This is a genomic window from Fulvivirga sedimenti (assembly GCF_020328055.1).
On sequence record NZ_JAIXNE010000001.1, the window covers coordinates 923,009 to 936,685 of the forward strand.

The window sequence follows — 13,677 nt, forward strand, 5'->3', positions numbered from 1 at the left end:
GCAGTAATTTATCGTTATCTTTATAGGAGAGTGTATTACTGCCATGCGTTTAAAAAACTTCAGCGTCTTATTCGGTTCACAAATCTTCAAGGCTTGCTCTGAAGAGTCACGTCTGCGAATCCTTCATCTGATCCTTAAAAACCGTGAAATGTGCATATCAGATCTTGAACAGGTTCTTGGTTTCACCCAGACCAAGACCAGTCGTCATTTGATATACCTGAAGAATGCAGGGATCCTGAATACACGAAAGCAAGATCAGTGGGTATTTTATTATTTGAAGGAGGAAGTTCTTGATATCATTGACCAGATTTTTCAATTTCTGAAAAAGGATCAGACACTTCTTCAGGATTTCGCAAACTATAAAACGATGTATTCAAACCGTGAGCTTGCGATTAACAAACTTGAAAGCCGAAGCTGGCATCGTGAATGAACCAAATACGTGCAATTTTTTTCGATCTCGACCATACGCTGTGGGATTACGAGCAGAATTCTGAGGAAACACTCACAGAACTGTTTCACGAACATGAGTTGAAAGCACTACTTCGCTGCAGCTCACAGGATTTTCTCGAATGTTTTCAACGGGTAAACGCTCGTTTATGGGATCAGTACAATCATCACCAGATCAATCGTGATACCATTCGTGAACGAAGATTTTCCGAGATTTTCAAGACATTTGATGTCGAACATGAAACGCTTGCGCTGGAATTATCTGACTTGTACATAAACCGATGTCCAACCAAAAGCAATCTGCTTCCCTTTGCCCGGGAAGCATTGGATTACCTGTCGGCCAACTATCCATTACATATTCTGAGCAATGGATTTGATGACGTTCAGGCCGTAAAGCTGGCAAGCTCCAACATTCGGGGTTATTTCGGAGAAGTAATAACTTCAGAGACCACAGGGCATCGAAAACCCTCTGCCGAGATCTTCCGGTATGCGTGCGCACGGATCGGAATGCCGGAAAATGATTGTCTGATGGTTGGTGATAACTATCATGCAGACATCCTGGGAGCCATGGGTGCAGACCTCAGCGCGATGTATTACAATCCATTGGGTATTCGCCAGACGCAACAGCCACATTTTGACATTAAATGTCTTAGTGAGATACCGAAACACCTCTGAACTGGTCGGTTATTTGGGTCGGATTGACTAATTTTGCACCTCCAAAGATTTAATCGTAAACCCGAATAAGAATGCCTAAAGGAATTTACAAGGTGCCGACCCCGGCAAACGAACCTGTTCTTCCATACACCCCTGGAAGTAAGGAACGAAAAGAAGTTTCAGCAGCACTGAAAGAAGCCCGCAATACGGAAGCCGACATTCCGATGTACATCGGTAGCGAAGAAGTTCGCACGGGCAACAAAAAACCACTTGCACCACCCCATGACCACAAGCATGTACTTGGTCACTTTCATGAGGGCGACCGTTCCCATGTTGAACAGGCAATCAATGCAGCGCTCGGAGCCAAAGAGGCATGGGCGGCACTTCCCTGGGAGCAGCGCGCCAGTATTTTCCTCAAGGCGGCAGAACTGATGGCCGGACCCTACCGTGCAAAAATCAATGCTGCTACGATGCTCGCACAATCGAAAAGTATCTTTCAGGCAGAAATTGATGCAGCTTGTGAAATGATAGATTTTCTGAGGTTCAATGTGCATTACATGTCACAGATCTATGCAGAACAGCCTGAATCTGCACCAGGTATCTGGAACCGGCTTGAATACCGCCCGCTGGAAGGTTTTGTTTTCGCGATCACCCCATTCAATTTCACATCAATTGCGGGTAATCTTCCTTCATCAGCCGCTCTCATGGGCAACACAGTTGTATGGAAACCAGCCTACACTCAAATCTATTCTGCGAATGTACTGATGGAGGTATTTCGTGATGCAGGCGTACCGGACGGAGTTATTAACCTGGTCTATGTAGACGGCCCAACAGCGGGTGATGTGGTTTTCAATCACCCTGATTTTGCCGGATTGCACTTTACCGGAAGCACAGGAGTATTCCAGCATTTGTGGAAAACAATCGGTGAAAATATTCAAAAGTATAAGACATATCCCCGAATTGTGGGAGAAACAGGTGGTAAGGATTTCATTGTAGCCCATAAATCCGCAAAAGCGAAGGAAGTGGCCACAGCAATCACACGCGGGGCATTTGAATTCCAGGGCCAGAAATGTTCGGCAGCGTCCCGTGCCTATATTCCGGATAATATCTGGTCGGATGTCAAGTCATATGTGGTTGAAGATCTTAAATCGATTAAAATGGGGTCCCCCGAAGATTTCACAAACTTCTTCAATGCGGTGATCGATGAACGCGCTTTTGATAAGATCGCGGGATATATCGATAAGGCGAAAGCCAATCCCATGAATGAAATTATCGCCGGTGGTAATTACGATAAATCAAAGGGATATTTTATCGAGCCGACAGTTGTAGTAACGAAAGACCCCCAATCTCTTACGATGTGTGAAGAGATTTTCGGACCGGTGATCACCCTTTATGTTTACCAGGCTGAACGGTTTGAGGAAACTCTGGAATTGGTAAATTCTACTTCTCCATATGCATTGACCGGCGCCATTTTCAGTCAGGATCGTTACGCGATTAATCTGGCAACGAAGAAATTGGTTGACGCAGCGGGCAATTTTTATATCAACGACAAGCCCACCGGGGCAGTTGTCGGTCAGCAGCCATTCGGCGGTGCGCGTGCATCGGGAACCAACGATAAAGCAGGTTCTGTACTGAACCTCTACCGATGGGTTTCTCCCAGAACAATCAAGGAGACCTTTGTTCCACCAACGGATTATCGCTATCCGTTCCTGGAGCCCGGAGAATAAGAACTCTGAACTAAAAAGGCTGTCCGACAGGGCGGCTTTTTTAGTTTTATTCACTATCATATTTCAAAAATCAGATAGGGATTCTGTTGAGTTTAGTAACTTGAGACTCTCTAAATCTGAAAAGTATGCGCAGGATATTCATAATTGCAAATACCCTTCTCATCATCGTCCTTGCGGTCATCATTTATTTTTTTCCGAATATTTGGTGGCTGGCAGCTGTATTTGGTCCTTTCATCATTCTTGGAATCTATGATGTCATTCAGAAGGAACATACAATACTTCGGAATTTTCCGGTTGTTGGCCATTTAAGATACTGGCTTGAAGGAATTGGCCCAGAAATTCATCAATACTTTATCGAATCAGATACCGATGGAAAACCAATAAGCCGGTACCATCGGACGTATATTTATCAGCATGCCAAGCAGGAGGTTATGACGCATCCTTTTGGTACCGAACTTGATTTATACGCCACCGGATACGAATGGATGAATCATTCCATTTATCCTGCGCCCAAGCCAATGACTCCCCCGAGGGTCATCATCGGCGGCCCGAATTGTCTTCAACCCTATTCTGCCAGCATATTGAATATTTCCGCCATGAGTTACGGTTCACTGAGTAAAAATGCCATTGAAGCACTCAACAAAGGAGCAAAGGCAGGAAATTTCTATCATAACACAGGCGAAGGCGGTATCAGTCCGCACCACCTTCATGGCGGTGATGTTGTATACCAGATTGGTACAGGATATTTTGGTTGCCGCACCGATGACGGAAATTTCAGCCCTGAATCATTCATAGAACAGGCTGCACGACCGGAAGTGAAAATGATTGAATTGAAGCTTTCCCAGGGCGCAAAACCGGGTCATGGGGGCATCCTGCCTGCAGCCAAGAATAATGAGGAAATTGCGGCAATACGGCATATTGAGCCCTTCACGGATGTGCACTCTCCTCCCGGTCATCGAACATTCAATGATTCCGAAGGATTATTGGATTTCATAGCACAGTTAAGGTCACTGGCAAAAGGGAAACCCGTTGGATTTAAATTATGCATCGGTGAAAAAGATGAATTTATCGAGATCTGTAAATCCATGGTAAAAACAGGCATTAAGCCCGATTTCATCACCATTGATGGTGCAGAAGGCGGAACCGGCGCTGCACCGATCGACTTCAGCAACTATGTGGGAATGCCGCTCGAGGAGGCCATCATCTTTGCCCGTGACTGCCTTGACGGATACGACCTGAAGAAAGACATCAAACTGATCGCCTCGGCTAAAATTTTTACCGCATATGATATATTCCGGGTAATGTGTTTTGGGGCCGACCTGTGCAATTCTGCCCGGGGAATGATGCTCGCCTTGGGTTGCATCCAGGCGTTGAAATGTAACACCAATAACTGTCCGAGTGGTGTTGCTACCAATAAACCCGAGCTGATGAACGGACTTGTGGTGGAAAAGAAATGGCAGCGGGTGAAGAATTATCACCATGAGGTGATTGAGGATTTCACTGAACTTTTGTCGGCTGCAGGCATTTCAGATACTGCGGAACTTACCCGTGTAAAAATTCATAAGCGAATCAGTAACCGCCAGGTTAAAGTATTCAATGAGATTTACCCGCACATCAAGCCGGGGAAATACCTGAGAAAACAAGCTGCTAAAAACTGAATTTTCATACATTGTAGAACCATCTTGTGCTAATTTTCGTACTTTTGATACGATAATGCCGCGAAATAATCACATATCATCATTCACATCCAGGGTAACCGCCCTGATTATGTCATTGATGCTACTGGTTTCAGGAACCGGTTTCAGCTATCATGCGCACTATTGCGGCAAAGAATTGAAAGCCTGGTCGGTATTTGGTGAAAATACAGAATGTGACATGCCGGCATACACAGAAACCGCATGTCCCTCCCATGAAGGGATGATTCTGAGAACACCGAACAACTGCTGTGATGACCAGCAAATCCAGATTGACAGGGTAGACCATGAAGCGAACCTGCTTCAGGCTGATCTTCAGGTTGATCTGATTGTCATTATTGAAAATCATGGTATTTCCTTGGGAAATCAAATTCCCACATCGAAGGAATATCAGTCATTCACACTAAAACGTCCCCCTCCGGCTGACAGGCATATTTATATGCGTGTTCAGTCATTCCTTCTTTAGCCTGTCAGATAATGATTTCGGCAGTTGGCACTTAAGCTAACCGCCTGATTTTTCATTTCAATATTCTGACAGCTATGATTCGTTTTTTCTTAAGAAATCGTCTGATTACAGCGATTTTCATCCTGATAATCATTGGATGGGGCATGTCAACCGCACCATTCAGCTGGAATTCCATACTTCCGCGGGATCCTGTTCCAGTGGACGCAATTCCGGATCTGGGTGAAAATCAGCAAATCATTATTACCGAGTGGGCCGGACGCTCACCGGAAGACATCGAGGACCAGATAACTTACCCGCTTACATCTACGTTGCTGGGTGTTCCCGGGGTACGTACGATCCGAAGCAATTCAATGTTCGGTCTTTCCAGCATCTACCTGATTTTCAATGAGGGTGAGGATTATTATGACTCCCGGTCGCGGATCCTTGAAAAACTTAACGCCCTTCCTGCCAATACACTTCCTGAAGATGCAAGCCCATCTCTTGGTCCGGATGCCACAGGTCTCGGACAGGTGCTCTGGTATACACTTGAAGGTCGGGACTCCGCAGGAAATGTTACCGGCGGATGGGATTTGCAGGAATTGCGAACGATTCAGGATTACTACGTGAAGTATGCCCTGAGCGCTGTTGAAGATGTAGCCGAGGTTGCCTCCGTGGGTGGATTTGTAAAGGAATACCAGGTCGACGTACGGCCGGAAGCACTGGAAGCCTATGAGATCAGCCTGCAGGAAATCGCGCGTGCTGTTTCCAATTCAAACAGGGAGATCGGTGCAAGAACCGTCGAGATTAACCGGGCTGAATATTTCGTGAGGGGGTTGGGCTACGTGGAAAATCTTGAAGACCTGGAGAATGCGGTAGTTAAAGTGCTGGATGGTACGCCCATTCGGATCGCTGATGTTGCCCGGGTAAATATTGGGCCGGCACAGCGCAGAGGTGCGCTGGATAAGGGTGGCGCAGAGGTAGTTGGCGGATCCGTCGTAGCCAGGTACGGATCCAATCCGCTCGAGGTGATCAATAATGTGAAACGAAAAATAAGTGATATTTCAGGCGGACTACCCTCGAAAAAACTAAACAACGGGACAGTTAGCAAGGTAACGATCGTGCCTTTTTATGATCGTTCCGGCCTGATTTATGAAACATTGGGAACACTCGAAGAAGCGCTGACTCTTGAATTGTTTGTAACAGTTCTGGTTATCCTGATTCTCGTATTAAACATCCGTGCATCCATTGTTATTTCCCTTCTGCTGCCATTGGCCATTTTGATGGTTTTTATAGCAATGCGCTATACAGGCGTGGATGCAAATATTGTGGCCTTGAGCGGTATTGCCATAGCGATCGGAACCATGGTTGATCTGGGCATCATTATGACGGAGAATGTAATCCGGCAGAAAGAGGACCAGCCCGACAGGTCCTACCTGGTTACCATTGCATTTGCGGCCAAAGAAGTACAGGGAGCAATTATTGCGGCCGTATCAACAACTATTGTAAGCTTCATTCCTGTCTTTTTACTGGAGGGTGCCGAAGGGAAATTGTTCAGGCCGCTGGCTTTCACAAAAACGTATGCGCTTGTTGCCGCGTTAATCGTCTCACTGGCGATACTTCCGTCTCTGATTTACTGGATAATGGGAATCCGCGTCAGTTCCCGACTTTTGAGAGGATTGGTTTACCTTACCTTACTCCCCATTTCTATTACAATAATGGTCCTGTGGTCAATACCATTGGGAATCATACTCATCATTGCAGGAATCCTGGGATATGCCTATGAATACAAACTGGTCACATTCTGGAAAACGTTGAAGTACGCCAATCTCGTTTTGATTGGAAGCACCTGTATCTGGTTGCTTGCACGCAAATGGCTTCCGGTTGGTGTCGAATCTTCCCTCCTGCTGAATTTTATTTTTGTAACGCTGCTCCTGGGTTTTTTCATGGGCTTTGCCTGGCTCATAATTCAATACTATTCAAGAATTCTTTATTGGTGTCTTGAGAACCGTTTTATATTTCTGATGATACCCCTGTTCCTTTTGCTTCTTTCCAGCTTCATCTGGTTGGGTTTTCAAAAGGTGGCCTATCCATTGAAGGCAGCCGCAAGTTTTCTCAATTGGGATATTGAGGAAACAACAGCCTGGCAAAAGGGAACGGCATTATTTCCCGGACTGGGGCGGGAATTCATGCCTACACTGGATGAAGGATCATTTCTTCTGATGCCAACTTCTATGCCGCATTCAGGAATGGAAGAAAATCTGTTCATTCTGAAGCAGCTGGATGCCAGGGTAAGCATGATCCCTGAGGTGGAAGAAGTTGTTGGAAAAATGGGACGTGCTGAAACTGCACTTGACCCCGCTCCCATTTCCATGTTCGAAAACGTGATCCGTTATAAGCCTGAATTCATGCTGGATAAAAGCGGCAGAAGAATCCGTTTTGCTTCAACAGATAACGGAAATTATATAACAACAACAGGTGATACACTTAATCCTGACGAGGTCCGCGCACTCCGACTTTCGGCAGCTGATCTGAAGAAAGACAACAGCGGTTCTTATTTCAGGAATTGGCGTGAGAATATTAAGTCCCCGGAAGATATCTGGCAGGAGATTGTAACCTCAACAAATATCCCGGGAGTAACATCTTCGCCGAAGCTGCAACCGATCGAAACACGTCTTGTTATGCTTCAAACAGGCATGCGCGCACCCATGGGTATCAAGATCTTTGGTCCGTCACTTGAGGCCATCGAAGCATTCGGAATGGAACTTGAACCCATAATCAAAAATTCTCAGGGTGTAAAGCCGGAAACAGTTTTTGCCGAAAGGATCATTGGGAAACCATACCTGGAAATAGAAATTCATCGTGAGGTCATAGCCAGATACGGTCTCACCGTAAATGATGTCCTTGAATCTGTTGAGGTGGCCGTAGGTGGCATGCGGGTTTCAACCACCGTTGAGGGAAGGGAACGCTATCCGATCAGGATCCGCTATCCGCGGGAATTGCGTGATGATGCTTCTTCAATTGCCAAAATTCTCGTAAAAACTCCAACAGGCGCAATGATCCCACTTGGAACGCTCACCGACGTTTCCTTCAGGAAAGGACCGCAAATGATTAAAAGCGAAGATACTTTCCTCACCAGCTATGTGGTTTTTGACAAACAAAATGATCAGGCCGAAGTGAATGTGGTACAAAATGTTTCTGCGGACATCCAAAGACATATTGAAAATGGATCTATTGAACTGCCTGCAGGAATATCCTATGAATTCTCAGGAAGCTATGAAAACCAGGTCCGCGCTGAAAAGAAACTAAGCGTTGTAATACCGCTGGTTTTGATTGTCATATTTCTGATTCTCTATTTTCACTTCAAGTCTGTAACCACAGGATTGATGGTATTTTCAGGAATTGCAGTCGCTTTTTCGGGAGGGTTTCTCCTTCTATGGCTGTACGGACTGCCGGGCTTCATGAATTTTGAGGTCTTTGGAACTTCTTTCAGGGATCTCTTTCAAATGGGCACCATCAACCTCAGTGTAGCGGTTTGGGTTGGATTTATTGCGCTTTTTGGTATTGCCACAGATGATGGCGTTCTGATGGCCACTTACCTGCATCAAAAATTTAAAACAGCGAAACCCATGAGTGTTCGTGATATCCGCGCAACGGTCATGGAAGCCGGATTAAAGCGGGTAAGACCTGCCATGATGACGACTCTTACTACGCTTATTGCGCTGCTTCCTGTTCTCGGTTCAACCGGAAAGGGATCAGATATTATGGTTCCAATGGCCATTCCTATTTTCGGTGGAATGACCATTGCCATAATTACAATGTTCATTGTTCCGGTTCTATACGGATGGCACCAGGAAATTCTTTTTAAACTCAGCAAGGTATGAAACGAATCATAATCACACTGGTATTTAGTATTCTTTCTTCTCAGGCATTTTGCCAGGCTGAGTTGAACAGATTGCTCATCACTGCCGCGGAGAATCACGCCGGACTGGCGTCGCAGTCCTCTGCCATTGAGGCAGCCAGGGAACGTCTGAATAGGTCGGGCACATGGGAAGATCCACGGATATCAGCTGGCTACTTTATTCAGCCGATTGAAACCCGCAACGGACCGCAGCGCTGGCGATTTTCTATTTCTCAAATGTTTCCCTGGTTCGGAACCCGCGATGTGGAATCTGACCTTTACAGCCTGATGGCAGATATCGAATATCTGCGCTGGGTGGATGAAAGAGAAAAACTATTCCTTGAACTGCGTACCGAATATTTTGCATTATGGTCATTGCGTCAAAAAATCATTTTGAATGAAGAGCAGGATCAAATCCTCGAAAATCTGGAGGCACTCGCAGAAACACGTTTTGCCAGCGGTTCGGGCAAATTAAGAGATTTTAATCGCATCCGGATGTCCCGGCAGCGGGTACAAAATGAAATCGAGATCCAGCAGGGGGAATTTATTGCCCGATATCAGGCACTGCTTCGAGAGGTACAGGCACCTATTGATACTCTGCTTTTTGATGATGAGTTCAGTATCAGTCTTACTTCACCCGTAATACCTGATAGTATTGCTATGAATCCCGGATATCAGTTGCTGAAGGCACGGGAGGAATCTGCCCGGCTGGAACAGGAAATGATCCGTCAACGTGGAAAGCCCGGAATCGGGGCTGGCCTTGATTATATAATCGTAGGTAAGCGTGACGATATGATGATTGCAGATAACGGCCGCAATGCTTTGATGCCGATGGTAACGATGACACTTCCCATATGGCGGCGTAAGATTAACAGCGCCCGAAAAGAAGCCGAATGGAAGGAAGAAGAATTTAAATCAGCATCCCGGCAATTTCAAATATCCAGACAGGCGGAACTGGAACTCGTTCTTTTCGAAATGGAGAAGTCGATAAGAAATATGGGTTTGTCAGAAGATCAGCTGTCACTGCTAAATCAAACTCTGGAACTTGCCGAAACAGATTTCGCCAATGATCAGGCCAGTCTTTATGATCTCCTGCTCATACAGGAGGATATACTGAACTTCGAAAAAGAAAAAGTGCAAGCGCTTGAAAATTATCTGAGCGCCAGGGCAACGTATGAATATCTCACATGGCAGGAAGCCTACACAAGTCTAAAAGACCTACAAGATGAAAAAGAATAAGACACTTTGGATAATAATCATTTCTGTGACTGCCGGACTTATACTCGGGTATTTGTTTTTTGGCAATGGACCAGAAAAGAATTCAGTTGCTGAACACGAACATTCGCTGAATGAAATCTACACATGCTCCATGCATCCCCAGATACGCAGAAATGAACCGGGCGCATGCCCGATCTGCGGGATGGATTTAATCCCGGTAAGTAATCTCGAAGCAGGGGAACAGGATGAAATCAGACTGTCTGAATCGGCTCTTAGACTGGCCAATGTCCAGACCACACTTATCGGAAATACCGTACCCGAAAAAGAGATCACATTAAACGGAACGGTCGTTCCAAATGAAACCGCGATACGTTCGCAGACGGCACATGTAAGCGGCCGCATTGAGAAATTATTTATAAACACCACCGGCGAAAGTGTTCGAAAGGGCCAGCCTCTCGCTGCGTTGTATGCCCCAGATCTCATTATTGCCCAAAAGGAGTTGATCCAGGTAGCTTCCCGAAAAGGTCAGAATCCCGGATTATACGAGGCTGCCAAGAGTAAATTAAGATCATTTGAAATCAGTGAAGAACAGATCAGAAGAATTGAAGAATCCGGTGCCATTACTGAAAATATCCTGATTCATGCCGATTACAGCGGTATTGTGACGGATAAAATGGCCAATCTCGGAGATCATGTGAAAGCCGGAGATGTGCTACTCACATTAACAGATCTGTCTTCCCTGTGGGTTGTTTTCGAAGCCTATGAGTCTGATCTCCCCTTTATCCACATCGGTGATGAAATCACATTTTCAGCAACCTCTCTTCCCGGCACGGAATTTAAAGGCAACATTTCTTTTATCGATCCTGTGGTAAATAGTAAATCACGCATTACACGTGTCAGAGTTGAGATCAGCAATCAGGAGGGCCGGCTTAAGCCCGAAATGTTTGTGAGAGGCACCATCAGGGCCGTCAGCAATGCAAAGACACCTGGAATAATCGTTCCGAAAACAGCTGTTCTATGGACTGGTGTCAGGTCGGTTGTGTATATAAAAACAGATGATAAGAATAATGCCTTTCAATTAAGGGAGGTAGAACTGGGCAATGACCTGGGAGAGGCATACGTCATTCTGTCCGGACTTAACACTGGCGAAAAGGTAGTTACGCAGGGAGCCTTCGCGATTGATGCGGCGGCACAACTTGCTGGGAAAAGCAGCATGATGAATATGACTGAAACCCCGAAAGTCCTTCCACCTGCAGCTGCCCTTGAGAATTTTGAACCAGTACTGGAACACTATATCGCCTTGAAGGATCAACTTGTATTATCGGATTTCAAAAGCGCAATGTCTCAGGCCGGTTTTCTTCAACGTGCACTGGACAATATCCCGGAACCATCTGAGGAACAGTGGAGACAATCGCTGCTGATCATTCGGACCACGCTTGATCAAATGACTTCGGCAAAAAATATTGATCTGCTCAGAAAGCAGTTCATAGATCTTTCCTCTGAAATTGTTAAGTGGGCCAGAGGTTCCGGGGAACGGCAATCTCCGCTCTACATCATGTATTGCCCGATGGCAAATGATAATGACGGGGCGGTATGGGTTAGTTCGTCTGAAATCGTCGAGAATCCCTATTACGGAGAAATGATGCTCAATTGTGGTGAAGTAACTGAAACTATTCAATAACTGTTAATAATAAATGATGATGAAACAACTTGTATTCTTATTACTGCTTATAGGAGTAATGGCCTCCTGCAGTTCCAAATCTGAAAACACCTCGAATGAGGCAGGAAGTGGAATAGCTCCGGAAAACATGATGATCCTGGAAAGTTATATGGAATTGAAGGATAACCTGGTTAACGATCAGTTCAGTGAAGCTCAGGCGAACGTGGAAAACCTACAAGCAGCAGTGCTTGCGAACACCCCGGAAGGCAGTGAAACAATCCTTGCTCTATTGGAAGAAATGAGTGTCGCAGAATCAATTACCGGACTTCGTTCCACTTTTGATCCTCTCTCGGAGGAAATGTACCAGTGGGCAAAGGGGATCGAAAAGGGAAATACAACTATTTACTGGCAGTACTGTCCGATGGCAAAAGACAACCAGGGTGCAAACTGGCTTAGCCTTGAAAGTGAAATAATGAATCCGTACTTTGGGGATCAGATGCTGCACTGCGGCAATATCGAAGAAGAACTCTAATGACAGAATCACTTAGGACAGGCCTCGCACAACTGGCTCCCGTACTGCTGAACAAGCATGCCACGACGGAAAAAATGCTTACGTTTTGCGACCGTGCCGGTCGTGAATCATGTGACCTCCTGATATTCAGCGAAGCCCTGCTTCCCGGGTATCCGTTCTGGATCGAACATACAGATGGAGCCAGGTTTGAATCTGACCTTCAAAAGGAATTTTTCCTGAAGTATTATGAGAATGCAGTAGATATTCCGGCTGGTGATCTCACATCCTTTTGTGAGATCGCCAAAAAATATCATATGGCCATCTACCTGGGCTGTATTGAAAAGCCAGTTGAAAGAGGTATGAGTTTATACTGTTCACTGGTGTACATTAATCAGCACGGTGAAATAGACTCTGTACACAGAAAACTGGTACCAACGTATGAAGAGCGGCTTTTCTGGTCTCCGGGTGACGGGAACGGATTACAGACTCATAAATTGAAGGAGTTCAGGGTTGGCGGACTGAATTGCTGGGAAAACTGGATGCCCTCTGCCCGAATGGCATTGTATGGCCAGGGGGAAGAAATTCATATCTCCGTCTGGCCGGGAAGTCAGCGTAATACAGAGCAGATTGTTCCATTCATCGCACGTGAAGGGCGCTGCTATTCGGTTGGCGTGGGAGGAATTTTCAGGAAAGCCGATATTACGTCAGATATCCCTGCCTCGGAGCAATTCCGATCTTCTGCCGGGCCAGTGATCGCCAATGGCGGAACATGTGTGGCCGGTCCTGACGGAAAATGGCTTCTGCCCCCACAGACAGATATTGAAGATCTCTTTATCGTAGATCTTTCCAGGGATGAGATAATTAAGGAACGGTTAAACTTTGACCCGGCGGGTCATTACAGCCGCCCGGACGTGTTGGAACTCAGGGTGAATAAAACTCGTCAGACGCCCTTATCAGATGATCTGTTTTCAACCTGAAGTACACGGTTGATACACCGGATCATTTCATCCATATTGTCTGCAGCAATCTCGAGATAATCAAACAGGATTTTCTCTTTTTTGGACATGCCGGATTTCTTCAACAGATCCAGTAGTCCCATCATTTGAACCAATGGAGCTCTTAGCTGGTGTGAGTTAAGGTGGGCATAAAATTCCAGCTTCTTCTGTAAGAACTCATTTTCCTTCCTGTAAAGCTCTAAAAGCTCTTCAGAATTTAACGGCGATGAACGACGTACGGTCTTAATCTCGCCCATGAGCTGGTCGAAGGATTCCTCGATTTCGTTATTAAATTTTTCCAAAACAGACACTATTTTTATTTAATATCAGATAGTCGTGAAAAGGTAACCATGTAAGATATTCGTTAAATACAAGCCGGATCTGATGTTGAGGCAATGAGAATCCCTTTAACTCATTCCAGAAAAGAA

General features: G+C 45.6%; 11 protein-coding genes. 10 read left to right on the top strand and 1 reads right to left on the bottom strand.

All coding sequences use genetic code 11. The annotated features are described in order from the left end of the window. Positions 1–43 precede the first annotated feature (43 nt). The 10 genes from LDX50_RS04275 (at position 44) to LDX50_RS04320 (ending at position 13,231) form a co-directional block, all read left to right on the top strand. Complete coding sequence (locus LDX50_RS04275) at positions 44–430, top strand: ArsR/SmtB family transcription factor (protein ID WP_225697172.1); 387 nt, start codon at positions 44–46, stop codon at positions 428–430. Next, positions 427–1,122 carry a YjjG family noncanonical pyrimidine nucleotidase gene (locus LDX50_RS04280; RefSeq protein WP_225697173.1) on the top strand — a complete coding sequence of 232 codons (696 nt, stop codon included), beginning with the start codon at positions 427–429 and terminating at the stop codon, positions 1,120–1,122. Before LDX50_RS04275 ends, LDX50_RS04280 begins: the two co-directional genes overlap by 4 nt. Before the next feature lie 71 nt (positions 1,123–1,193). Continuing rightward, on the top strand, positions 1,194–2,828 hold the full coding sequence (gene pruA, locus LDX50_RS04285; protein WP_225697174.1) for an L-glutamate gamma-semialdehyde dehydrogenase: 1,635 nt from the start codon (positions 1,194–1,196) through the stop codon (positions 2,826–2,828). A 125-nt stretch (positions 2,829–2,953) separates the two neighbouring features. Continuing rightward, entirely contained in the window at positions 2,954–4,486 is a 1,533-nt protein-coding gene (locus LDX50_RS04290) for an FMN-binding glutamate synthase family protein (protein WP_225697175.1), read from the top strand. A gap of 55 nt (positions 4,487–4,541) precedes the next feature. Next, the gene (locus tag LDX50_RS04295) at positions 4,542–4,988 is read left to right on the top strand and encodes an HYC_CC_PP family protein (protein ID WP_420828559.1); all 447 of its coding nucleotides are present in this window, start codon (positions 4,542–4,544) and stop codon (positions 4,986–4,988) included. Between the two features lie 74 nt (positions 4,989–5,062). Beyond that, entirely contained in the window at positions 5,063–8,848 is a 3,786-nt protein-coding gene (locus LDX50_RS04300; protein WP_225697177.1) for an efflux RND transporter permease subunit, read from the top strand. Continuing rightward, a complete protein-coding gene (locus tag LDX50_RS04305; protein ID WP_225697178.1) occupies positions 8,845–10,104 on the top strand; it encodes a TolC family protein in 1,260 nt (419 codons plus the stop codon). The genes LDX50_RS04300 and LDX50_RS04305 overlap by 4 nt, the downstream gene beginning before the upstream one ends. Beyond that, the gene (locus LDX50_RS04310) at positions 10,091–11,764 is read left to right on the top strand and encodes an efflux RND transporter periplasmic adaptor subunit (protein WP_225697179.1); all 1,674 of its coding nucleotides are present in this window, start codon (positions 10,091–10,093) and stop codon (positions 11,762–11,764) included. The genes LDX50_RS04305 and LDX50_RS04310 overlap by 14 nt, the downstream gene beginning before the upstream one ends. 13 nt (positions 11,765–11,777) lie before the next feature. Then, positions 11,778–12,275: a DUF3347 domain-containing protein gene (locus tag LDX50_RS04315; protein ID WP_225697180.1), complete on the top strand. Its 498-nt coding sequence runs from the start codon at positions 11,778–11,780 to the stop codon at positions 12,273–12,275. Beyond that, a complete protein-coding gene (locus tag LDX50_RS04320; protein ID WP_225697181.1) occupies positions 12,275–13,231 on the top strand; it encodes a carbon-nitrogen hydrolase family protein in 957 nt (318 codons plus the stop codon). Before LDX50_RS04315 ends, LDX50_RS04320 begins: the two co-directional genes overlap by 1 nt. Here LDX50_RS04320 and LDX50_RS04325 read toward each other — a convergent pair. Further along, positions 13,195–13,551, bottom strand: coding sequence for a histidine kinase dimerization/phospho-acceptor domain-containing protein (locus LDX50_RS04325; protein ID WP_225697182.1), 357 nt, complete (start codon positions 13,549–13,551; stop codon positions 13,195–13,197). The two genes, LDX50_RS04320 and LDX50_RS04325, sit on opposite strands and share 37 nt — an antisense overlap. Positions 13,552–13,677 lie beyond the last annotated feature (126 nt).

Excerpts from the sequence above, each read along its gene's own strand:
- LDX50_RS04275 (WP_225697172.1), top strand. The coding sequence starts at position 44 with ATGCGTTTAAAAAACTTCAGCGTCTTATTCGGTTCACAAATCTTCAAG.
- LDX50_RS04280 (WP_225697173.1), top strand. The coding sequence starts at position 427 with ATGAACCAAATACGTGCAATTTTTTTCGATCTCGACCATACGCTGTGG.
- pruA (WP_225697174.1), top strand. The coding sequence starts at position 1,194 with ATGCCTAAAGGAATTTACAAGGTGCCGACCCCGGCAAACGAACCTGTT.
- LDX50_RS04290 (WP_225697175.1), top strand. The coding sequence starts at position 2,954 with ATGCGCAGGATATTCATAATTGCAAATACCCTTCTCATCATCGTCCTT.
- LDX50_RS04295 (WP_420828559.1), top strand. The coding sequence starts at position 4,542 with ATGCCGCGAAATAATCACATATCATCATTCACATCCAGGGTAACCGCC.
- LDX50_RS04300 (WP_225697177.1), top strand. The coding sequence starts at position 5,063 with ATGATTCGTTTTTTCTTAAGAAATCGTCTGATTACAGCGATTTTCATC.
- LDX50_RS04305 (WP_225697178.1), top strand. The coding sequence starts at position 8,845 with ATGAAACGAATCATAATCACACTGGTATTTAGTATTCTTTCTTCTCAG.
- LDX50_RS04310 (WP_225697179.1), top strand. The coding sequence starts at position 10,091 with ATGAAAAAGAATAAGACACTTTGGATAATAATCATTTCTGTGACTGCC.
- LDX50_RS04315 (WP_225697180.1), top strand. The coding sequence starts at position 11,778 with ATGATGATGAAACAACTTGTATTCTTATTACTGCTTATAGGAGTAATG.
- LDX50_RS04320 (WP_225697181.1), top strand. The coding sequence starts at position 12,275 with ATGACAGAATCACTTAGGACAGGCCTCGCACAACTGGCTCCCGTACTG.